The sequence below is a fragment of the Streptomyces sp. NPDC008079 genome, from assembly GCF_042957385.1.
Classification (GTDB): Bacteria; Actinomycetota; Actinomycetes; order Streptomycetales; family Streptomycetaceae; genus Actinacidiphila.
Map to the genome: position 1 here is coordinate 1 of NZ_JBIBIC010000019.1, position 21,748 is coordinate 21,748.

General features: G+C 72.8%; 14 protein-coding genes and 1 pseudogene. 9 read left to right on the top strand and 6 right to left on the bottom strand.

The window, feature by feature from the left end; genetic code table 11:
* Window positions 1-198: 198 nt before the first annotated feature.
* Window positions 199-864, bottom strand: a complete 666-nt coding sequence (locus tag ACFZAM_RS29855) for a hypothetical protein (RefSeq protein ID WP_391050451.1) — start codon at window positions 862-864, stop codon at window positions 199-201.
* A 133-nt stretch (window positions 865-997) separates the two neighbouring features.
* On the bottom strand, window positions 998-2,278 hold the full coding sequence (locus ACFZAM_RS29860) for a nucleotide sugar dehydrogenase (protein ID WP_355336803.1): 1,281 nt from the start codon (window positions 2,276-2,278) through the stop codon (window positions 998-1,000).
* A 346-nt stretch (window positions 2,279-2,624) separates the two neighbouring features.
* Here ACFZAM_RS29860 and ACFZAM_RS29865 point away from each other — a divergent pair, with 346 nt between their 5' ends.
* The 7 genes from ACFZAM_RS29865 (at window position 2,625) to ACFZAM_RS29895 (ending at window position 16,053) form a co-directional block, all read left to right on the top strand.
* On the top strand, window positions 2,625-4,331 hold the full coding sequence (locus ACFZAM_RS29865) for a glycerol-3-phosphate dehydrogenase/oxidase (RefSeq protein ID WP_188281981.1): 1,707 nt from the start codon (window positions 2,625-2,627) through the stop codon (window positions 4,329-4,331).
* Between the two features lie 60 nt (window positions 4,332-4,391).
* A complete protein-coding gene (locus ACFZAM_RS29870; RefSeq protein WP_391050452.1) occupies window positions 4,392-6,185 on the top strand; it encodes a protein kinase in 1,794 nt (597 codons plus the stop codon).
* Window positions 6,186-6,257: 72 nt separating this feature from the next.
* On the top strand, window positions 6,258-8,147 hold the full coding sequence (locus tag ACFZAM_RS29875) for a protein kinase (RefSeq protein ID WP_391050453.1): 1,890 nt from the start codon (window positions 6,258-6,260) through the stop codon (window positions 8,145-8,147).
* A 147-nt stretch (window positions 8,148-8,294) separates the two neighbouring features.
* Window positions 8,295-10,298 carry a protein tyrosine kinase gene (locus tag ACFZAM_RS29880; RefSeq protein WP_355336806.1) on the top strand — a complete coding sequence of 668 codons (2,004 nt, stop codon included), beginning with the start codon at window positions 8,295-8,297 and terminating at the stop codon, window positions 10,296-10,298.
* Window positions 10,299-10,692: 394 nt separating this feature from the next.
* Window positions 10,693-12,294, top strand: coding sequence for a protein kinase (locus ACFZAM_RS29885; protein WP_391050454.1), 1,602 nt, complete (start codon window positions 10,693-10,695; stop codon window positions 12,292-12,294).
* A 186-nt stretch (window positions 12,295-12,480) separates the two neighbouring features.
* A complete protein-coding gene (locus tag ACFZAM_RS29890) occupies window positions 12,481-14,148 on the top strand; it encodes a succinic semialdehyde dehydrogenase (protein WP_355336812.1) in 1,668 nt (555 codons plus the stop codon).
* A 114-nt stretch (window positions 14,149-14,262) separates the two neighbouring features.
* A complete protein-coding gene (locus ACFZAM_RS29895) occupies window positions 14,263-16,053 on the top strand; it encodes a GMC family oxidoreductase N-terminal domain-containing protein (protein ID WP_391050455.1) in 1,791 nt (596 codons plus the stop codon).
* A gap of 519 nt (window positions 16,054-16,572) precedes the next feature.
* Here ACFZAM_RS29895 and ACFZAM_RS29900 read toward each other — a convergent pair.
* The gene (locus ACFZAM_RS29900; RefSeq protein ID WP_391050456.1) at window positions 16,573-16,941 is read right to left on the bottom strand and encodes a chorismate mutase; all 369 of its coding nucleotides are present in this window, start codon (window positions 16,939-16,941) and stop codon (window positions 16,573-16,575) included.
* 294 nt (window positions 16,942-17,235) lie between these two features.
* Between ACFZAM_RS29900 and guaA the strand changes: the two genes are divergently transcribed.
* Window positions 17,236-18,840: a glutamine-hydrolyzing GMP synthase gene (guaA, locus tag ACFZAM_RS29905; protein ID WP_355336815.1), complete on the top strand. Its 1,605-nt coding sequence runs from the start codon at window positions 17,236-17,238 to the stop codon at window positions 18,838-18,840.
* Window positions 18,841-18,847: 7 nt separating this feature from the next.
* Here guaA and ACFZAM_RS29910 read toward each other — a convergent pair whose 3' ends face one another.
* Entirely contained in the window at window positions 18,848-19,207 is a 360-nt protein-coding gene (locus ACFZAM_RS29910) for a hypothetical protein (RefSeq protein ID WP_355336816.1), read from the bottom strand.
* Between the two features lie 202 nt (window positions 19,208-19,409).
* Between ACFZAM_RS29910 and ACFZAM_RS29915 the strand changes: the two are divergent.
* Window positions 19,410-19,892: pseudogene (locus tag ACFZAM_RS29915) on the top strand (DoxX family protein); the annotation flags it as partial.
* Between the two features lie 46 nt (window positions 19,893-19,938).
* Here ACFZAM_RS29915 and ACFZAM_RS29920 read toward each other — a convergent pair.
* Together ACFZAM_RS29920 and ACFZAM_RS29925 are read right to left on the bottom strand one after the other, a co-directional pair.
* Window positions 19,939-20,157: a hypothetical protein gene (locus ACFZAM_RS29920; RefSeq protein ID WP_391050457.1), complete on the bottom strand. Its 219-nt coding sequence runs from the start codon at window positions 20,155-20,157 to the stop codon at window positions 19,939-19,941.
* Entirely contained in the window at window positions 20,154-21,620 is a 1,467-nt protein-coding gene (locus tag ACFZAM_RS29925; protein WP_391050458.1) for a PspC domain-containing protein, read from the bottom strand. Before ACFZAM_RS29925 ends, ACFZAM_RS29920 begins: the two co-directional genes overlap by 4 nt.
* Window positions 21,621-21,748 lie beyond the last annotated feature (128 nt).

Consider the following 21,748-nt stretch of genomic DNA (forward strand, 5'->3'; position numbering starts at 1 on the left):
TGCGGTGCAGTCCTAGACAGCTCCACCACACCGGAGGTCTTCGCCATGATCAAGCACCGGCACATGTCAACAACGCTCGTGATCAATACACCTAGACCGCACACGCCGGAGAACGCACGAGGGGCCGTACCGCGCAGGCGGTACGGCCCCTCGTCGCGTCACGGCGCGGTACGCGTCACCGCGCCGGGGCGGTTGTCGTCAGTTGTCGCCCGCGTGCTTCGCGACGCCGAAGGAGATGAACGCGGCGACGGCGAGGAAGAGGAAGCGCATGAAGCTGAAGTCCTGCTTCCACGAGTCGAGCAGGTCGCCGAAGTGGTGGAAGAAGATGTCGGTGACCGGCATCGAGCCGCCCTGGCCCGACACGTAGTGGCTGATCACCAGGGCGCCGCCGAAGAGTTCGCCGAAGACGACCGCGAACAGCGCGAGCAGGACGGCCACGAACGGCAGGGCCGGGTTGCGTCCGCCGGCCTTGCCGACGGCGAGGCCGACGAGCGCGCCGACGCCGATCGCCATCAGCCGGAATTCGTGGGTGCTGCCGTCGTCGCTGGACAGCGCGCGCAGGATGCCGCCGTACGCGAGCGCGGCGACGATCGCGGCCAGCAGGCCGACCAGGAAGCCGAGTCCGGGGTTGTCGCGGCGGGCGACCGGCGCCGGCGGCGGGTAGGCGGCCGGGTTGAAGGCGCCGGGCGCGGGCGGCGCGCCCCACTGCTGCTGGGGCTGCTGACCGTAGGGCGCCTGGGGCTGCTGGCCGTACGGGGCCTGGGGCTGCTGCGGGTAGCCGTATCCGGCGCCCGGCGGCGGTCCGTACGGATTCTGGCCACCGGGCTGCTGCGGCTGCTGCGGCGGCGGGTAGTTGGCGCTCATGGGGTCCCCCGGGATACGGCATTCGACGATGGACGCCGAAATCTAGCAGCAGGGGGTGACAATCGGACAAGTTGTTCTTCCGGTCGTTACATGACCACTACACGCGGATCGGGAACCCCGCCGCGGCGGGCCGCTACAGCCGCGCCGCCGCGCCCGCGGGCGTCGCCCCCCTTGTGTCCAGCAGGAGTTGCGCCTTGACCGCCAGACCCTGGAGGTCGTACGTGCGGTGGTGCTGGAGCAGCACCGTCAGATCGGCCTCGGAGGCGGCCTCCCACAGGGAGTCGGCGCGCGGCACCGGACGGTCGAGAACGCGCCACTGCGGTACGTAGGGGTCGTGGTAGCACAGCTGCGCGCCGAGTTCGATGAGCCGGGTGCCGATCTCGCGGGCGGGGGCGCCCTCCTGGGAGGCCAGGTCGGCCTTGTAGGTGACGCCGAGCAGCAGGACGCGGGCACCGCGCAGGGACTTGCCGTGCTCGTTGAGCAGCGCGGCGGCGCGCTGGACGACGTAGCGCGGCATGCGGGAGTTGACCTCCTGGGCCAGTTCGACCATCCGCAGCGGGTGGCCGAGCATGCGGACCTGGCCCTGGGCGGGCATGGCGGCGAAGAGCGGGACGGCGTTGGGGTCGAGGGCGGCGGCCGGGCCGCCGACGCCGGGTCCCGGTCGGAACGCCTGGAAGCCGAACGGCTTGGTCTCGGCGCAGCGGATCACGTCCCACAGGTCGACGCCGAGGTCGTGGCAGAAGACCGCCATCTCGTTGGCGAAGGCGATGTTGACGTGCCGGTAGTTGGTCTCCAGCAGATTGACCGCCTCGGCCTCGCGGGGGCCGCGGGCGCGCACGATGCGTTCGGTGAAGCGGCCGTAGAAGGCGGCGGCGGCCTCGGTGCAGGCGGGGGTGCAACCGCCGATCACCTTGGGGGTGTTGGCGAGGTGGAAGTCCCGGTTGCCGGGGTCGAGGCGGCTGGGGGAGTAGGCGAGGTGGAAGTCCCGGCCCGCGCGCAGCCCGTCGGCCTCCAGCAGCGGGCGCAGGAACCCCTCGGTGGTGCCGGGGTAGACCGCCGACTCCAGGACGACGGTGGTGTGCGGGCGCAGGTGCCCGGCGAGCGCGCGGGCGGCGGCGGACACCGCCGTCAGGTCCAGGGCGCGGTCCTCGCCGAGCGGGGTGGGCGCGCAGATCACGGCGGTCCTGACCCGGCCGAGCACCGCCGGGTCCGCGGTCGCGCGGAAGCCGCCCGCGAGCATCCGGCGCAGGTCGGCGGCGGCGAGCGTGCCCGGCGGTACGCGGCCCGCGTTGATGTCGGCCGCGGCGGCCGGGTCGGGTTCGTAGCCGATGACGCCGACGCCCGCGGCGGTCGCCGCCTGGGCGAGGGGAAGTCCGGTGCGGCCGAGTCCGAGCACTGCGAGGTCTGCGGGCATGCGGTTCAGTCCTCTCCCTTGCGACCACCACGGGGACTCCACGGATGGCTCCACGGATGGCTTTAAATCAGGCTAACCAGACAAATGACTGATATGACTGCACGGCGCGCCGTGCAGTCATCCGGGTTACGGGCAGAAGAGGCACGGGATCGCCGGGTAGGAGAGGGACGGCCCGGACGCCCTGCCCGCAGGGCGTTCACCGCCTCGCCGCACCGCGGGCGCGCCCCGGCACCCCCCTCGACGGCGGGTCAAGGGTGGCCGCTCGCGGCGGTGGCGGTCACTATCGAGTGGAGGGCTATCCACCGCGGCGGCACGCGAGAGCGCCGCCACCATGGGAGGCACACGGATGCGTACGTCAACACTGGGCCCCGCCGAGCGGGCCGGGGCACTGGCCCGGATGGCCGAGCACGAGCTGGACCTGCTGGTCGTGGGCGGCGGGGTGGTCGGCGCGGGAACAGCGCTGGACGCCGTCACCCGTGGCCTGTCCACCGGTCTGGTCGAGGCCCGCGACTGGGCGTCCGGCACGTCGAGCCGGTCGAGCAAGCTGATCCACGGCGGCCTGCGCTACCTGGAGATGCTGGACTTCGCGCTGGTCCGCGAGGCCCTCAAGGAGCGCGGCCTGCTCCTGGAACGCCTCGCCCCGCACCTGGTGCGGCCGGTCCCGTTCCTCTACCCCTTGCAGCACAAGGCGTGGGAGCGGCTCTACGCGGGCTCCGGCGTCGCGCTGTACGACACCATGTCGGTCTCCTCCGCGCACGGCCGCGGCCTGCCGGTGCACCGCCACCTCACCCGTAAGCACGCCCTCCAGGTCGCGCCCGCGCTGCGCAAGGACGCGCTGGTCGGCGCGCTCCAGTACTACGACGCGCAGGTCGACGACGCGCGCTTCGTCACCACCCTGGTGCGTACCGCCGCCTCCTACGGCGCGCAGGTCGCCAACCAGGCGCGGGTGATCGGCTTCCTCCGCGAGGGCGAGCGCGTCGTCGGCGCGCGGGTGCAGGACGGCGAGCAGGGCGGCGAGTACGAGATCCGCGCCAAGCAGATCGTCAACGCCACCGGGGTGTGGACCGACGACACGCAGGCGCTGATCGGCGAGCGCGGCCAGTTCCACGTCCGCGCGTCCAAGGGCATCCACCTGGTGGTCCCCAAGGACCGGATCCACTCCACCACCGGGCTCATCCTGCGGACCGAGAAGAGCGTGCTCTTCGTCATCCCCTGGGGCAGGCACTGGATCATCGGCACCACCGACACCGACTGGGACCTGGACAAGGCCCACCCGGCGGCGTCCAGCGCCGACATCGACTACCTGCTCGAACACGTCAACTCGGTGCTGTCCACCCCGCTGACCAGGGACGACGTCCAGGGCGTCTACGCGGGCCTGCGTCCGCTGCTGGCCGGGGAGTCGGACGCCACCAGCAAGCTCTCGCGCGAGCACACCGTGGCGCACCCGGTGCCGGGACTCGTGGTGGTCGCGGGCGGCAAGTACACGACGTACCGCGTGATGGCCAAGGACGCGGTCGACGAGGCCGTGCACGGCCTGGACCACCGGGTGGCCGAGTGCTGCACGGAGGATGTGCCGCTGGTCGGCGCCGAGGGCTACCACGCGCTGTGGAACGCCCGCGCCCGCACCGCCGCCCGCACCGGACTGCACGTCGCCCGGGTGGAGCACCTGCTCAACCGGTACGGCTCGCTCGCCGAGGAGGTGCTCGCGCTGATCGCCGAGGACCCGTCGCTGGGCGCCCCGCTGACCTCGGCCGACGACTACCTGCGGGCCGAGATCGTCTACGCGGCGATGTACGAGAGCGCCCGCCACCTGGACGACGTGCTCGCCCGCAGGACCCGGATCTCGATCGAGACCTTCGACCGCGGCACCCGCAGCGCCCGCGAGGCCGCCGAGTTGATGGCACCCGTCCTGGGCTGGGACAAGGACCAGATCGACAAGGAAGTGGCCTACTACGAGAAGCGCGTGGAGGCCGAGCGCGAGTCGCAGCTCCAGCCCGATGATCTGACCGCGGATGCGGCCAGGCTGGGCGCGCCCGATATCGTTCCCCTCTAGGCACGGTGCGTCTCGGGGGAGACGCGGCGCGCGTCGGGGGAGCGGGCGGAAGGGCGCGAGATGACGGGACAGGCCGACGAGGGGCGGTTGGTCGCGGGCCGGTACCGGCTGCTCGAACGCATCGGCCGGGGCGGCATGGGCACCGTGTGGCGGGCCGAGGACGAACTCCTCGGCCGGCAGGTCGCGGTGAAGAAGCTGCACCCGCCCCAGCCGCACATGCACGACGACGAGTTGGCCACCCTCTTCGAACGCACCCGCCGCGAGGCGCGCGCCGCCGCCCGGATCAGCCACCCCAACGTGGTGGTCGTGCACGACGTCGTGGACGACGAGGGACTGCCGTCCATCGTCATGGAGTACGTCCCGTCGGTCACGCTCGGCGAACAGCTCAAGAAGCACGGACCGCTGCCGGTCGCCGAAGTCGCCAGGATCGGCCGCGGCATGGTCGCCGCGCTGCGGGCCGCGCACCGCGCCGGAGTGCTGCACCGCGACGTCAAGCCGGGCAACGTCCTGCTCGGCGTCGAGGGCGGCGCGCCCGTCGAGGGCGCTTCCGCGGAACAGGGCTACGGCAGCGGGCGCGTGGTCCTCACCGACTTCGGCATCGCCCAGGCGTCCGGCACCTCCACCCTCACCCGGACCGGCGAACTCATCGGCTCCATCGACTTCCTGTCGCCCGAGCGGATCAGGGGCGCCCTGCCGGGACCCGAGGCCGACCTGTGGGCGCTGGGCGCCACCCTCTACCAGGCCGTCCAGGGCGAGTCGCCCTTCCGGCGGCCGACCGCGATCGAGACCGCGTACGCCATCGCCGAGGAGCCGGTGCTGCCGGCCGCCAACGCGGGCGCGCTGACCCAGGTGATCGCCGGGCTGCTCGCCAAGGAACCGGCCGAGCGGCTGTCCGCGGCCGAGACCGAGCGGCTGCTGCGGATTCCGCTGGCAGAACCCGACACCGGGCAGGTCGACACCGACCGGTTCACCTACTCCGCGGGCGACGGCCGGACCGCCACCGTGACCCAGGTGCCCGGCGCCCCGCCCCCCGGCGCCCCGCCCCCCGGCGGCGCGCACTCCCCTCCGTACGCCGACTCCTTCGGGCCCCCTCCGCCCTACTCCACGGGAACCGGTACGGGAACGGCCGCCGGTTTCGGTACGGGCGCGGGCGGTTCAGGCCCCGACACCGGCCCGCACTCCGGCGCGCACCGCCCCGAACGGCCGCGCCGCCGTACCGGAGCGTGGATCGCGGGCGTCGCCGTCCTCGCCCTCGTGGCCGCGGGCACCGCCTTCGCCGTCATCCACAACGGCGGCTCCGGTACGGACGCGAGCCCCGGCCCCACCACCGCGGTCAGCACACCGCCCACCGGCACCACGTCCTCGGCCGGTCCCACGCCGAGCACCACGGCGCCGCCCCCGCCGGTCCCCGACGGCTACCACCTGGTCACGGAGTCCGACCACGGTTACGCGGTGCCGGTGCCCGACGGCTGGACGCGGCAGGTCAAGAACGACGGCGACGAGGTCGACTTCATCGACCCGACCGGCAAGATCGGCCTGAAGATCAGCTCGCTGGACTTCGGCAGCGACGACCCGTACGAGCACTGGCTGACTCTGGAGCCGCAGACCCAGGAGCAGGTTGACGAGTACCACCGTGAACGGATGATCCGCACCGTGCAGTTGGGGATGCCCGCCGCGCTGTGGGAGTTCACCTTCCAGGGCTCGGTCCGCAAGTTCCATGCGATCGACCTCGGATTCGGCAAGCCGGGTGGTCGTGAGTACGCGGTCTACCTGTCGGCTCCGGACGCCGAATGGGACACCTACCGACCGGTGTTCACGAACGCTGTGGCCGGTTTCCGGCTATCGAACCCATAAGCCGGGTTCGCTTCCGCGTCCCCCGTTCGGGGATGATGGGTGTTTACACGTCCAGCACTCCAGAGGGATCCCATGAGCGAGGTCGAAAGTACCGACGGACGCGTGCTCGCCGACCGGTACCGCCTCGGCGAAGTCCTCGGCAAAGGCGGCATGGGCACGGTGTGGCGCGCCGTCGACGAGACGCTGGGCCGTACCGTCGCGGTCAAGGAGCTGCGTTTCCCCGGCAACGTCGACGAGGACGAGAAGCAGCGCCTGGTCACCAGGACCCTGCGCGAGGCCAAGGCCACCGCGCGGATTCGCAACACCGGCGCGATCACCGTCTTCGACGTGGTCAAGGAGGACGACCGGCCGTGGATCGTCATGGAGCTGGTCGAGGGCCGCTCGCTGTCCGACGCGATCCGTGAGGACGGCCCGCTCACGCCCAAGCGCGCCGCCGAGGTCGGCCTCGTCATACTCGACGTCCTCAAGGCCGCCCACAACGCCGGCATCCTGCACCGCGACGTGAAACCCTCCAACGTCCTGCTCGCCGACCGCGGTTCGGACCCCGCGGGCCGCGGCGCCGGGCGCGTGGTCCTCAGCGACTTCGGCATCGCCCAGATCGACGGCGACCCGTCCGTCACCTCCACCGGCATGCTCGTCGGCGCCCCCTCGTACATCTCGCCGGAACGCGCGCGCGGCCAGAAGCCGGGCCCGCCCGCCGACCTGTGGTCGCTCGGCGCGCTGCTCTACGCCTCGGTCGAGGGCCGCCCGCCCTACGACAAGGGGTCGGCCATCGCCACCCTGACCGCCGTGATGACCGAGCCGGTCGGGACGATGACCAACGCCGGGCCGCTCGCCGAGGCGATCAAGGGCCTGCTGGTCAAGGACCCGGCCCAACGCCTCGACCACGACGCCGCGTACGCCCTGCTGTCCACCGTCGCGCACGCCCCCGAACGCCCGGTCGCGCCGCCCACCTCCGACGCCCGTACCGTCGTGCTGAACGTGGACCCGCAGCCCACCCCGACCGACGCTCCCGCTGCCTCCGGCGGGGGGACCCCCACCGCCGGAGGCGAAGCCGCCGCCGACCAGGCCCGGGTCCGCGACGCGCTGCGCTCGGTCCGCAAGGCCGCCGCCGCCAAGATCCCCGCGAAGCCCGCGACGTCGGCCGCCGCCCCTGAGCCGGGCGGCCACGTCCCGCCGCCCGCCCCGCCGCGCGCGTCGCTCACCGACGTCGTACCGCGCCGCACGATGGTCATCGTGGCCGCGGCGATCGTGATCGTCCTGCTGGGCACGGTGATCGGCATAGCGCTCGCCAACTCCGGTGGCGGCGACGGCGGGAACGGATCGGCGTCGAAGCCGAAGGGCGGGGCCTCGGCCTCCGCGTCCGCGTCGACCGGCGCGAAGAACGACGACGACAGCAAGGGCGGCACGGACGACAGCAAGTCGCCGTCGTCGCCGGGCGGTTCGGCCTCCGCGCCGACCACCCCCGCCTCGTCCCCGCCGGCCACCGGCGGCTCGGACGCCGTACCGGCGGGCTTCTACCGCTACGACGACTCCGAGGGCTTCTCGATAGCCCTGCCCAACGGCTGGAAGCGCGTGGGGGACAACGGGTACGGCAGCGGCTCGAAGTTCCGGGGCTCGGACGGCAGCGAGTTGCTCGTGGACTGGACGCATTCGCCGGGGCCGAGCGCGCTCAAGGACTGGCAGAACGCGGCGAAGACCGCCAAGTCCGGCCGGAACGGCATGCCCGGCTACCAGGAACTCAAGGTGGCCCAGACGCAGTACCGCTCGTACGACGCGGCCGACTGGGAGTACAAGCGGGACGTGAAGGGTAAGCAGGTACACGTCCTGAATCGCGGCATGGTGACGGACCCGAAGCACGGGTACGCCATCATGTTCACGACTCCGGCCGACGCGTGGACCAGCGATACCAGCACCAAGGCCCTCACGACCTTCTTCGCTACCTTCAAACCGGCCAAGTGAGCCTTCCGCAGCACGTATTGTGAGTAGCCGTGGACTGTCCGCAGCCGGATTCCGTTCGGATCGGACCGCTTCGGGTACAAGGTGGGGTGCGGGCGAGGGTTCCCGCACGGATGGCATCGGGTCGGGAAGGGCCGGAGAGGGGGCGTCGTGGACGAATACGCGGGCCGCGTGCTCGCCGACCGGTACCGGCTGCCCCGGCCGCCCGCCGACGAGTTCGAACTGGTCGAGACGCGCGCCTTCGACACCTACAGCGGCCAGGAGGTCCTGGTCCGGCAGGTGCTGCTGCCCGAGGTCGTCACGGCCGAGGACCCGGGCGACGACCGGGGCTACGGCGACCAGGACGCGCTGAGCGACAGCGCCCGGCGCGCCCTCGAGGCCGCCCGCGCGGCGGCGGCGATACCCGACCACCCCCGCCTGGTCCAGGTCTTCGACATCTTCATCGAGGGCGGCAGTCTCTGGATCGCGAGCGAACTGGTGTCCGCCCGGCCGCTCGCCGCGTTACTCGCCGACCGGCCGCTGGACGCCTATCGCGCCGCCGAGGTCGCCTCCGACGTGCTCACCGCGCTGCGTGCCGTGCACGCGTACGGCTGGACGCACCGCAATGTGACCGCGAGCACCGTGCTGGTCTGCGACGACGGCCGGGCGATGCTCGCCGGGCTCGCCGCGGGCGCCGCCCAGGAGGCGCTGTGCGGCTACGACCCCGTGCCGCAGCACATCCAGGTCCTCGCGGGCGGCGGCCTGTCGGGCGCGGGTGAGGACCAGTCGTGGCACGGCCCCGAGTCCGCGCTCGAACAGGAGCGGGCCCGGCAGAACCGGATCACCGTCATCGGCGCCGTCACCGAGCGCTGGGCGCCGGAGCAGGCGCACGAGGTGCACGAGAACTGGCGGCTGTCGCCGCCGGTCGGCCCGGCCGCCGACCTGTGGGCGCTCGGCTCGCTGCTCTTCCGTACCGTGCAGGGGCATCCGCCGTTCCCCGAGGAGAGCGCCGCCGAACTGGTGCAGATGGTGTGCGCCGAGCCGCCCGCCTTCGCCGAGGAGTGCGGCGCGCTGCGGCCGATCGTCGAGTCGCTGCTCCGGCCCGACCCCGAGGAGCGGCCGGAGGCCGAGGAGTTGGGCGGCTGGCTGCGGTCGCTGATCCGCTCCGCGCCCGAGCCGGATCTCGGCCTCGACATGGTCCAGGTGCCGACGGATCCGGCCAAATTGCCGATCGTGCGCCGCAAGGGCGAGTTGGTACGGCGGCGGCGCCGCAAGGCCGCCGCCGAGGCCGACGTCGCCGGGATTCAGCACCGCAGGCACGCCCGCGGCAAGCAGGCCAGGGTCACCAAGGCCAAGCGCGAGCAGGCGCGGCGCAGCGAGATGCGGCAGGAGCAGATCCACCAGGAGCAGGAGGTCGTCTACCGCAAGCCCCCGCGCGGCGGCGACGAGGCACCGCGCAAGCTGGGCGTGCGGCTGCTGATCGCGGTCCTGGTGGTGCTCGCGGCCGTCGTCGCGTACGCGGTGCTCGCCATGCCCGGCAACGGCGACACGTCGGACAACGGGGCCAAGGGCGGCGACCGTACGGTCCCGGCCGAGGTGCCGGGCGGGCACAGCGGCGGCAAGAAGCCGACGCCGACGCCCACTCGTACGACCGCGGCGCCGACGACGAAGCCGGCCACCACGAAGCCGGCCCCGCCGCCGAGTACGGCGGTGCCGCCGCCGGACCTCGGCAGCGACTTCGTCATGCGGACCGATTCCGCCGGGTTCACCGTCGCCGTCCACACCGGGTGGCAGCGCTCCGGCAAGAACGGTCAGGGGCAGGTCCGTTACTCCGGCAGCGACCTCCAGCTCACCGTCGTGCCCGGCCGTGACAAGGTCTCCGACCACGGCAGCGATCCGCTCGCCTACCAGCTCGAAGAGCCCGAACTGGCCGCCTTCCGCGGCTCCTCCTGGTCCGCCGCCTCCGGTCTCCACACGCTCGACCTGCGCGGGCACAGTGCCGCCGAGGGCGAGTACAGCTACCGCGACGCCAACGACACGCAGATCTACGCCCTCAATCTCGCGGTCATCATCGACGGCTCGTACCACGTCGTCGTCGTCAGCGGGCCGGACGCTCGGCGCGCCGATGTCCAGCGTGCCTTCGACAAAGCCGTCGAAACCTACGCGGCGAGCTGACGCCCGCCCCACGCCAAGGGCTCGCCGCCCCGGCCCGTTCACCAGGGGCCTGCGCCCCTGCCCGTTCACCTTCCGCGGTGGGGTCCGCCCCCATCGGCCGGTGGTGGGTTGCTCGCGCAGTTCCCCGCGCCCCTAACGGGGCCCACCTCTTCCGCCCGGGACGGTGAGCCGATCTTTTAAGGGGCGCGGGGAACTGCGCGACAAGCCACGACGCTTCCGCTGGTCACCACCGGCCCCGGTGGGGCGGTTCGGTTGTTTTCGGGCCGCGGGCCCGGTGGGGGCTGGTCGCGCAGTTCCCCGCGCCCCTGAGGAACACGCCCTGCGGGGAGGGGCCGTTCGGGGCGGGGGCCCTGGAGGGTGGGCCGGGGTGGGGAGGGTGGATAGCCTGGGGGGTATGGGGAGTGACGGGGGGTGGACGGCGGAGGCGGAGCCTCGGGATGTGGTGGCGGGGAGGTACCGCATCACGGGGCGGCTCGGCCGCGGGGGGATGGGGACGGTGTGGCGGGCGGAGGACGAGCTGCTGCACCGACCGGTGGCGGTCAAGGAGCTGCACCTGCCCGAGGGCGGCCAGGACCGGGCACTGCGCGAAGCGCGCAGCGTGGCCAGGATCAGGCACCCGCATGTGATCGTCGTGTACGACGTGCTGGAGCAGGACGGCCGCCCGTGGATCGTGATGGAGCTGGTGGACGGCCGTTCGCTGGCGGACGTGCTGGCACAGGACGGCCCCCTGGAACCGCGGGAGGCGGCGCGGATCGGCGCGGCCGTGGCGGGCGCGCTGCGGGCGGCGCACGCGAGCGAGGTCCAGCACCGTGACGTGAAACCGGCGAACGTGCTGATCGAGCGCGGCACCGGACGCGTCGTGCTGACGGACTTCGGAATCGCCCGGGTCGCGGGCAGCGCGACGATCAGCGAGACCGGGTCCTTCGTGGGGTCGCCGGAGTACACCTCGCCCGAGCGGATGTCGGGCCGTGCGGCGGGCCCGGAGTCCGACCTGTGGTCGCTCGGCGCGCTGCTGTGCGCGGCGGTGGACGGCGAGTCCCCGTTCCACCGCGAGTCGATAGGCGAGATCGTGCACGCGGTCGCGATCGACACGATCAGGACGCCCGAGGCGGCGGAGCCGCTGCTGCCGGTGGTCACGGCGCTGCTCGACCGGGACCCGGGCCGCCGGATGGGCGCGGCGCGGGCGCAGACGCTGCTGACGGCGTACGCGGAGACCGGTGAGCCGCCGCCCGCCCAGCACGTACCGGTGGTCCCGGCGGCCGAACCCCCGCGTGACGCGGAGCCCGAGCGGCGGGCGACCCCCCGCCCGAAGGGCCGCAGGCGCCGTGTCCTCGCCGCCGCCGTGAGCGTGGCGGCCCTCGCGGTCGGCGGCGGCGCGCTGGCCGCGGTGCTGGTCGTCCGGCACGACGACGGCGGCGCCCGCGCCGCGTCGCCCCCGCCGAGCACGGCGCCGGTGACGGGCACGACCCCGCCGCCCACGACGCCGCCCACGACGCCGAGCCCGACGACACCCCCGCCGACGACCCCGGCCCTCCCGGCCGGGTACGAGCGCGTCACCGATCCGACCGGCTTCTCGCTGGCGCTGCCCGCCGGATACGTACGCGACGCGCAGCGCGACAGCAGCGGCGTCCTGCGGGTGTACTACTGGTCGCCCGACCGCGCCTTCCGCTTCGGCGAGCGCGAGCAGTCGCCCGACCCGCGCGGCCCGTACGCGGTGCTGCGCGACCAGGATCTGGCCGGTCCCCGCGCGGGCAGTGTCTATCCCGGGTACCGGGACGGCGTGATCACCGAGACCACGCAGCGCGGGCGGCCCGCCGCGCTGTGGCAGTTCACGTACGACGGTTTCGCGGACGGCAACGGCGCGCGCCGGACGTTCGACCTGTGCTGGACGGAGGGCGGCCGGATGTACGACATGTGGCTGTCGGCGCCGATCGAGCAGGTCGAGCGGGCGCGGGACACCTTCGACGCGGCGCGCGCCGCCTTCCGTCCGCACTGATGTTCCACCGACACGTACGCGCCCCGAGGGCGCCCGGCACCTGCCGCCACTGCCCCTCCGGGCAACCCTCGTGACCTGCGAAGATCCGTATGACGCCACCGATTGCTGGCTTAGTTGCACGGATCACGAGGAAAATACTTACTCACGGGTATCCAATCGGTGCCGGACGGTCGTAATCTCACCGGCATGACGGATTCGCTGGAGCGCAGCACGCCCCCCGCAGACGGCCGCCCCACCGACGGCCCCACCGACGGAAACCCGGTCGCGCCCACCACGGCGCGCGGCCCGAAGGACGTCGTCACCCCCGATCTGGTCGCCCGCCTCACCCGCGACGTCATCGGCTGGGGGTCCCCCCGCTGGCAAGCAGGGGGAGGCCGTACCGCCAGCCACACCCCGCTGACCGGCGACAAGCTCGCCGACCTGCCGGAGACCACGCCCGAGGAGGTCGCGGAGGCGTTCGCGCGCGCCCGCACGGCGCAGAAGGCGTGGGCCGCCACCCCCGTACGGCAGCGCGCCGCGGTCCTGCTCCGCTTCCACGACCTGGTGCTCGCCCGGCAGGCCGAGGTGCTCGACCTGATCCAGGTGGAGACCGGCAAGGCGCGCATGCACGCGCACGAAGAGGTGCAGGTGGTCGCGATGGCGGCCCGGCACTACGGCCGCAAGGCCCCCGCGTACCTGAAGCCCAAGCGGCACACCGGCGCCATCCCGACGCTGACCAAGGCCGTGGAGCTGCGGCAGCCGCGCGGGGTCGTCGGCCAGATCGCGCCCTGGAACTACCCGCTGGAGCTGTCCGTCGGCGACGCGCTGCCCGGACTCGTGGCGGGCAACGCCCTGGTGATGAAGCCGGACACCGAGACCGCGCTGACCGCGCTGTGGGCGCGCGAGCAGTTGGTCGAGGCGGGGCTGCCCGCCGACGTGTGGCAGATCGTGATCGGCGAGGGCCCGGTCGTCGGCCCGGCCCTGGTCGAGCACGCCGACTACGTGTCCTTCACCGGCTCGACGCGCACCGGCCGCGACGTGGCCCAGCGCGCCGCCGCCCGGCTGATCGGCGCCTCCCTCGAACTCGGCGGCAAGAACCCCCTGTTGGTGCTGCGCGACGCCGACCTCGACAAGGCCGCCGACGGCGCCGTCCGCGCCTGCTTCGCCTCCGCCGGTCAACTCTGCGTCTCCGTCGAGCGGTTGCTGGTGGACGAGTCGGTCGCCGACGCGTTCCTGGAGAAGTTCGCCGCGCGCACGAAGGCGATCAGGCTCGGCACGGCCCTCGCGTACGGCGCGGGCATGGGATCGCTGGCCGGGGAACGGCAGTTGGAGACCGTCGTCCGGCACGTCGAGGAGGCCCGCGAGAAGGGCGCCACGGTGGTGGCCGGCGGCCGGGCCCGCCCCGACATCGGCCCGTACGTCTACGAGCCGACGATCCTGGACGGCGTCGAGGCCCCGATGGCCGTCTGCGCGCAGGAGACCTTCGGCCCCGTCGTGTCCGTCTACCGCTTCCGCGACGAGGAGGAGGCGATCGAGCGCGCCAACGACACCGACTACGGCCTCAACGCCAGTGTGTGGACCAAGGACACCCGGCGCGGCGCGCGGATCGCGGCCCGGCTGCGCTCCGGCACGGTCAACATCAACGAGGCGTACGCCGCCGCGTACGGCAGCGTCCGAGCGCCGATGGGCGGCATGAAGGACTCCGGGCTCGGCCGCAGGCACGGCTCCGAGGGCATCCTCAAGCACACCGAGGCCCAGACCGTCGCCACCCAGCGCCTTCTGCCGATGGCGCCCTCGCTCGGCATGACCGACGAGACGTACGCGAAGTTCCTCACCGTCTCGCTGAAGGCGATGAAGGCCCTGCGGATGCGCTGACCCCCGCCCGCCCGCGCGCTGCCCGGCCCTCGCCCGCCGCCCGCGCCCCGCCCACGCCCTGCCCGCCGACCCGGCCGGACCGGACGAGTCCCGCACCCACGCACGGAGGATCACGTGTCACAGGAAGACGGCTACGACTACGACGTCGTCGTCATCGGCTCCGGCTTCGGCGGCTCCGTCTCCGCGCTGCGGCTGACCGAGAAGGGCTACCGGGTCGGCGTGCTGGAGGCCGGCCGCCGCTTCGCCCGCGACGAACTGCCGAAGAACTCCTGGGACGTCCGCAACTACCTGTGGGCGCCCGCGCTCGGCCTCTACGGCATCCAGCGCATCCACGTCCTCGGCAACGTCCTGGTGCTGGCGGGCGCGGGCGTCGGCGGCGGCTCGCTGAACTACGCCAACACCCTGTACGTGCCCCCGAAGGCGTTCTTCGAGGACCGGCAGTGGGGCGCGATCACCGACTGGCAGCAGGAGTTGGCGCCGTACTACGACCAGGCCCAGCGGATGCTCGGGGTGCGCACCAACCCCACGCTCACCCCCTCGGACGAGCATCTGAAGGCGGCGGCCGAGCGGATGGGCGTCGGCGACAGCTTCCACCTCGCGCCGGTCGGGGTGTTCTTCGGCGACGGCCAGGACGCGGGCGGCGCGTCGAAGGCGGCGCCCGGCGGCGAGGTGCCCGACCCGTACTTCGGCGGAACCGGCCCCGCGCGGCGGGCCTGCACCGAGTGCGGCGAGTGCATGACCGGCTGCCGGCACGGCGCGAAGAACACCCTCACGGAGAACTATCTGCACCTCGCCGAGCGGGCGGGCGCCGTCATCCACCCGATGACCACCGTCACCGACCTCACCGAGGACCCCGAGGGCGGCTACCGTGTCACCGCCGTCCCCACCGACCAGCGCAAGAAGGGCGAGCGGGCGGTGCTGAGGGCCCGTCAGGTCGTGGTCGCGGCGGGCACGTACGGGACGCAGACGCTGCTGCACGCGATGCGCGACGGCGGCCGGCTGCCCGGCATCTCGGCGAAGCTCGGCGAGCTGACCCGTACCAACTCCGAGGCGCTGGTGGGCGCGCAGACCTCCACCCGCCGCTACCGCAAGCGGCACCCGGACCGCGCACTGGACTTCACCAAGGGCGTCGCGATCACCTCGTCCGTGCACCCCAACGACCACACCCACATCGAGCCGGTCCGCTACGGCAAGGGCTCCAACGCGATGGGGAATCTGTCGATCATGGCGGCGCCGTACGGCGGGAAGGTGCCGCGCTGGGCCGAATTCGCCGTCAACTACCTGCGCCACCCGGCGGTCGGCCTCCGCTCGCTGTCCAACTTCCACTGGTCGGAGCGGACGATCATCGGCCTGGTCATGCAGACCAGCGACAATTCGCTGACCACCTACCGCAAGGCCAAGGGCCTGGGCAAAGGGTTGCTGACGGCCCGTCAGGGCCACGGCGCTCCCAACCCGACGCACATCCCGGAGGGCGCGCGGGCCGCGGAGTTGATAGCCGAGGAGATCAACGGCTTCGCGGGCAGCAACGTCGGCGAGGCCACCGAACGCCCCATGACCGCGCACTTCCTGGGCGGCTGCCCGATCGGCGAGGACGCGGACCACGGCGTCATCGACCCGTACCACCGGCTCTACGGGCACCCGGGCATCCATGTGGTCGACGGTTCGGCCGTCTCGGCGAATCTCGGCGTCAATCCGTCGCTGACGATCACCGCGCAGGCGGAGCGCGCGATGTCGCTGTGGCCCAACAAGGGCGAGGCGGACCCGCGTCCGGCCCAGGGCGAGGGCTACCGCAGGATCGCCGCGGTACGGCCCGCCGCCCCGGTGGTGCCGGAGGGAGCCTTCGGCGCGCTGCGGCTTCCGATGCTGCCGGTCCCCGCGGTGCCGCCCAGGTCCGCGGCAGAGTGACGCGGCTGAACTGCCTGAACCGGCTGAACTGGCTGAACCGGCTGAACTGCCTGAACTGAGTGCGGTGACTGACGCGTTCGGGTGACGCGTCCGCGCGCGCCGACGCGTACCCGTGCGCACGGGCACGCGCTGTGTCACCCGATCGTGGACGGGAAGTCCGTGCCGGGAGCCGTACATGAGTAATGTGGGTTCTCGCAGAGCGGCCGGATCCAAGCGTCCCCGGAGCCGACCGCCTCTTTGAGTCGTGACCGGGCTGCTGTCCCCTGCCGTCCGGTCACATAGCACCGACACGAGGTCCCACGGCGACCGCACACCTGCGGTCGCCTCATCGCATCGGTCACACCCCGCCTAGCTGCGTCTAGGCGGTGTCCAGTTCCACGCGTGGTGTTGGGTTACCGCCCCTGGATGGCACGGACACCACCTCCAACGAAGCCATCGCGGGCCGGTCACGTGCCGTACGGGTGATGCCGCTCGAAAGGGCGAAACGTCACGCCTCGCGGGCCGCTCCGGCCGCGCCGCTCACACCTTGCCGCGGCACAGTTCCAGCAGCGTCATCGCCAGTGACGTGCCCGGCCTCCCCAACTCCGCGCTGTAGTGCGTCAGCACCTCCATCTCGCGGTTCAGGCTCACCCGGCGACCGCCGGACGTCATGCGGGCGCGCTGGATGTCGGCCGACTCGGTCATCCGTTCCCTGACCAGGCCGATGATCCGGGTGTCGAGATCGTCGATCCGCCGCCGCTTGCGCGCGATGACCGCGTCCGCGGACTCCGGGACGCCGTGGGTGTCCGGGGCGTCCGGGACGCTCTCGGTGCCCGCGGTCGCGGTCGCGAGGGCCGGGGCCGGAATGGGGGCCGGGACGGAGGTAGGTGTCGGGGTCGGGGTCGTCATGTCTGCTCTCCTCGGGAGGGGCGGGCGGCGCCGCGGGCCTCGGGTCCCGGGGGAGCGAAACGACAGGCGCCCCGGGCCGTCCGGCCCGGGGCGCCTGGGAAGTCGCTCGTCAGCTCACGCGACGCGACCATGGCAGCCGGACCAGCCGGTGCCATAGGTAAACGTGACGCTGCGCGTGTGCATGGCGTCAGTGTGCCCCCCTCGCCTCCCGCGGGGCAAGCCGGGGGAAGGAGGGAGTCCGCCGCCCCGGTAGAATCGGGTCCTATCCCCGTTGGAACCGCCGGAAGGCACACCGTGGTAACGCCAGTCGCCCCCGCCCCCTCGTCGGGCACACCGGATACACCGGACCTGGTCCTGGTCGTGGACTTCGGTGCGCAGTACGCGCAACTGATCGCGCGCCGGGTCCGTGAGGCCCGGGTGTACAGCGAGATCGTGCCCTCCACGACGCCGGTGAGCGAGATGCTGGCGAAGCGGCCGAGCGCGATCATCCTGTCCGGCGGCCCGTCCTCGGTCTACGAGCCGGGCGCCCCCACCCTGGACCCGGCGATCTTCACGGCGGGCGTCCCCGTCTTCGGCATGTGCTACGGCTTCCAGCTCATGGCGACGGCGCTCGGCGGGACCGTCGACAACACCGGGGCGCGGGAGTACGGCCGCACCGCGCTGGCCGTCTCCAAGCCCGGCTCCACCCTCTTCGAGGGCACCCCCGCCGAGCAGTCGGTGTGGATGTCGCACGGCGACGCCTGCTCGGCCGCGCCCGAGGGCTTCGCCGTGACGGCGTCCACCGACGTGGTGCCGGTCGCCGCGTTCGAGAACGACGAGAAGCGGCTGTACGGCGTCCAGTACCACCCCGAGGTGCTGCACTCCACGCACGGCCAGCAGATCCTGGAGCACTTCCTCTACCGCGGCGCGGGCCTCGCGCCGACGTGGACGACCGTCAATGTCGTGGACGAGCAGATCGCGCTGATCCGCGAGCAGGTCGGCAGCAGCCGGGCCATCTGCGGGCTGTCCGGCGGCGTGGACTCCGCGGTCGCCGCCGCCCTCGTCCAGAAGGCCATCGGTGACCGGCTCACCTGCGTGTACGTCGACCACGGTCTGATGCGCAAGGGCGAGACCGAGCAGGTCGAGAAGGACTTCGTGGCCGCGACCGGCGTCCAGCTCAAGGTCGTGGACGCCACCGACCGCTTCCTGGACGCGCTCGCCGGGGTCAGCGACCCGGAGCAGAAGCGGAAGATCATCGGCCGGGAGTTCATCCGGGTCTTCGAGCAGGCGCAGGCGGAGATCGTCGCCGAGGCCCCCGGCGACGAGCCGGTGGAGTTCCTGGTCCAGGGCACCCTCTACCCGGACGTGGTCGAGTCCGGCGGCGGCACCGGCACCGCGAACATCAAGTCGCACCACAATGTCGGCGGCCTGCCCGAAGACCTCCAGTTCACGCTCGTCGAGCCGCTGCGCAAGCTGTTCAAGGACGAGGTGCGGATGGTCGGCCAGGAGCTGGGCCTGCCCGAGGAGATCGTGCAGCGGCAGCCGTTCCCCGGCCCCGGGCTCGGCATCCGGATCGTCGGCGAGGTCACCCGCGACCGGCTCGACCTGCTGCGCGAGGCCGACGCCATCGCCCGCGAGGAGCTGACCGCGGCCGGGCTCGACCGCGACATCTGGCAGTGCCCGGTGGTGCTGCTCGCCGACGTCCGCTCCGTCGGCGTCCAGGGCGACGGCCGCACCTACGGCCACCCGATCGTGCTGCGCCCGGTCTCCTCCGAGGACGCCATGACCGCGGACTGGTCGCGGCTGCCGTACGAGGTGCTGGCGAAGATCTCCACCCGGATCACCAACGAGGTGGCCGACGTCAACCGCGTGGTGCTCGACGTGACGAGCAAGCCGCCGGGCACCATCGAGTGGGAGTGACGCGCGGTCAGTGCGCCGCCAGGCTCTCGCGGGCCGCGGTGACGTAGCGGCTCCTGGCCGCCTTGTACTCCTCCCACGCGCTGTCCGGGATCTCGTCCATGTCGTAGAAGGACCGGATGCGGCCGACCAGGGCCTTCGCCTCGGTGAGCGGGCCGCCGCCCTCGATGTCCAGCACATTGAGGGCGGCCTGGGTCCTGCCGTACGCGGCCTCCGTACGCTCCAGGAGGTCGGCCCTGTCGGTGTGGTCGCCCTGCCTGCGGTGCCAGACGACGGACGCCTCCTCGTCGGTCGCGGTGAGGAAGTCCGCGTAGTCGTCGCGGTGGGCCAGGTAGATCGTCAGGTCGTACGGCAACTCGGATACCTCCACCCGTCGGGTCCGTGCGATGCCTGAGTATCGGGGGCGGGGCCGCGTACTGCCAGAGACGTGCGGGTCTTTCTGCGGGTCCCACGGTTTCCGCCCGCCGCCTTGAGTGACAGCCGCCGGGCGTACGTATGTCCCCCCGAGGGCGCCGTACCGGCAGAATCGTTCTCATCAGGGAACGCACGGGCGGCGGGATTGGCGGAACACGATGCTCGAACGGCTCGACGTCCGGCGGGACACCGCCCGTCGCTACGCACTGCTGCCGCTGCGGATCTTCCTCGGCGTTACGTTCATCTACGCCGGGCTCGACAAGCTGACCAGCGACACCTTCTTCACCGACTCCGCGAACGGCTCGCTGGTGCAGATCCTGCACGGCGCCCACGACACCGCGGCGATCCCCGCGATGATCGACCTCGCGCTGAAGGCGCCGCACGGCTTCGGTTACGCCATCGCGCTCGGTGAGACAGCGGCGGGGCTCGGCACGCTGTTCGGGCTCCTCGGCCGGGTCGCCGCCCTCGGCGGCGCGCTGGTCTCGCTCAGCCTGTGGCTGACGGTGAGCTGGTCCTCGACGCCGTACTACTACGGCAACGACCTCGCGTATCTGATGGCCTGGCTGCCGCTGGTGCTCGCGGGCACGCCCTATCTGTCGCTGGACGCGCTGCTCGCGCGGCGGCGCGGCAAGGGCGGCGGCGCGGTGCCGGGGCCCGGCGCGCACGCCGCCGACGGCTCGGGCTCCGCTACGCGCGGCGGCGCTTCCGGCGCCCCCGTACCGCCCTCACGACCTGTGTGACGATCGCGGTGGCCACCGTCAGGGCCAGACCGCTGACGACGAGCGGGACGGAGTACTCGGGCCGCAGGTCCCAGACCTGGCAGGCGTCGAGGATGAAGCACGCCGTCAGCCAGAGCAGCACCAGGCCCATGACCAGGACGGCGGGTTCGAAGCGGTGCCTTCTCATCGGTTCACCTGTCCTGCGGGCGGGCCGGGCACGCCGGGTACGGGCACGTGGCGCGCGCCGGGTACGGCGGGCGCGGTCGGCGCGAGCGGGGCCGTCCCCGTGCCGGTCCCGGCGGTGGCGGGCTCGATCCGCAGGTCACCGGCGCCGATCCGCACGTGGACGTTGACCGTGCCGGTGTTCATGGTGCCCGCGGGCGGGGCGAAGACGACCGGCACGGCCCCTTCGCTGTTGACGTTCAGTCCGCCGTGGTCCTTCTCCGGCAGGCGGATGGCGCCGACGGCGACGTGGTAGGTCAGGCGCACGGTCGCGTCCTTGGGCAGTCTGATCAGCACTTCGCCGACGCGCAGGTCGACCCGTGTGTTGACCGTCCTGCCGTCGAGCGTCAGGTCGGTCAGGTCGAGGACGCCCTGTCCGCTGCCGCGTTCGTACGTCGGCTGGACGGCGGCGGCGGTCATCGGCCTCCAGGTGTCGCGCCACCCCGCGTTGTCGTGCGGCACCGACGCGGTGCCGATCAGCCCGGCGAGGGTCAGCAGGGTGAAGAAGACGGTGCCGCCGCGCGCCCGCCCGGCGAACGACGCGACGACGAAGGCCAGGCCGAAGACGCCGAGCACCGCGATCAGGCCGATCTCGACGCTCACGGCGGGGGACTGGTACGGCGCCGCGGCCCCGGTGCCGATCGCGCCCGCCGCCACGACCAGCACGAAGACGGTCAGGCCGAAGACCCACGAGCTCTCCTTCTTGCGGGCCGCGCGCTTGCGCTCCCGCCAGGCGACCTTGTCCTCGTCGCCGTAGGGGCCGTCGTCCGGGCCCCACAGATACGACGGCTCCTTGGTCAGCGGGCCGCGCCACCAGGACGCGGAGCCGCCGGGCTCCGGCGGCGCCTGCACGGCGGGCGGCGCGTCCACCACCGCGCTCGCCGCGCCCGACGGGGAGGCGGCCTCGCCCGCGGCCTGCCGACGCCGTACCTGGGCCCAGTAGTAGACGGCGCCGGTCGTCGCGGCCAGCAGGATCAGTGAGAACGCCTGGTCGTCGCCGTTGTCCAGCATCGAGGCGTACAGCCCGCAGCCGACCAGCGCCATCAGCACGGCGGTCAGCGGCGCGCCCTCGATCCGGCCGGACAGCAGCCGCTGCGCCTCGCTCTGCCGCTCGCCCTCCAGCGGGATGACCAGCCAGCCCATGCCGTAGATGATCAGACCTATGCCGCCGGTGAGGGAGAGGACGGCCAGCACCACGCGGAAGATCACCGGGTCGATGTCGAAGTAGCGGCCCGCCCCGTCGCACACGCCCGCGAGGACTTTGTGGTCGCGGCCACGGGTCAGCCGCCGCTTGGGCGCGGCGCTGTCGCCGTCCGGGCCGCCGGTGCCGCCGGTGCCGAGGTCGCTGCCGTCGGCGGCGCTGGCGCGCGGTGCACTCGGCCGGTCGCGCGGCTCGTCGCTCGGCTCTTCGGGTGGCTGGTCCGTCATACGACCATGGTGACGGTTCACGGGGGCGGCCGGCATCGGCCCCGACCCTGGTACGTCCCTGATCCGTACCCTGCCCTTCCCCTGGGGGGACAACCCTGATGCCCCGGGCGGCCCGGACGTGTGACGAT

Bases quoted from the DNA above. Each gene is read 5' to 3' on its own strand.
- ACFZAM_RS29855 (WP_391050451.1), bottom strand. From the start codon at position 864: ATGAGCGCCAACTACCCGCCGCCGCAGCAGCCGCAGCAGCCCGGTGGC.
- ACFZAM_RS29860 (WP_355336803.1), bottom strand. From the start codon at position 2,278: ATGCCCGCAGACCTCGCAGTGCTCGGACTCGGCCGCACCGGACTTCCC.
- ACFZAM_RS29865 (WP_188281981.1), top strand. From the start codon at position 2,625: ATGCGTACGTCAACACTGGGCCCCGCCGAGCGGGCCGGGGCACTGGCC.
- ACFZAM_RS29870 (WP_391050452.1), top strand. From the start codon at position 4,392: ATGACGGGACAGGCCGACGAGGGGCGGTTGGTCGCGGGCCGGTACCGG.
- ACFZAM_RS29875 (WP_391050453.1), top strand. From the start codon at position 6,258: ATGAGCGAGGTCGAAAGTACCGACGGACGCGTGCTCGCCGACCGGTAC.
- ACFZAM_RS29885 (WP_391050454.1), top strand. From the start codon at position 10,693: ATGGGGAGTGACGGGGGGTGGACGGCGGAGGCGGAGCCTCGGGATGTG.
- ACFZAM_RS29890 (WP_355336812.1), top strand. From the start codon at position 12,481: ATGACGGATTCGCTGGAGCGCAGCACGCCCCCCGCAGACGGCCGCCCC.
- ACFZAM_RS29900 (WP_391050456.1), bottom strand. From the start codon at position 16,941: ATGACGACCCCGACCCCGACACCTACCTCCGTCCCGGCCCCCATTCCG.
- ACFZAM_RS29920 (WP_391050457.1), bottom strand. From the start codon at position 20,157: ATGAGAAGGCACCGCTTCGAACCCGCCGTCCTGGTCATGGGCCTGGTG.
- ACFZAM_RS29925 (WP_391050458.1), bottom strand. From the start codon at position 21,620: ATGACGGACCAGCCACCCGAAGAGCCGAGCGACGAGCCGCGCGACCGG.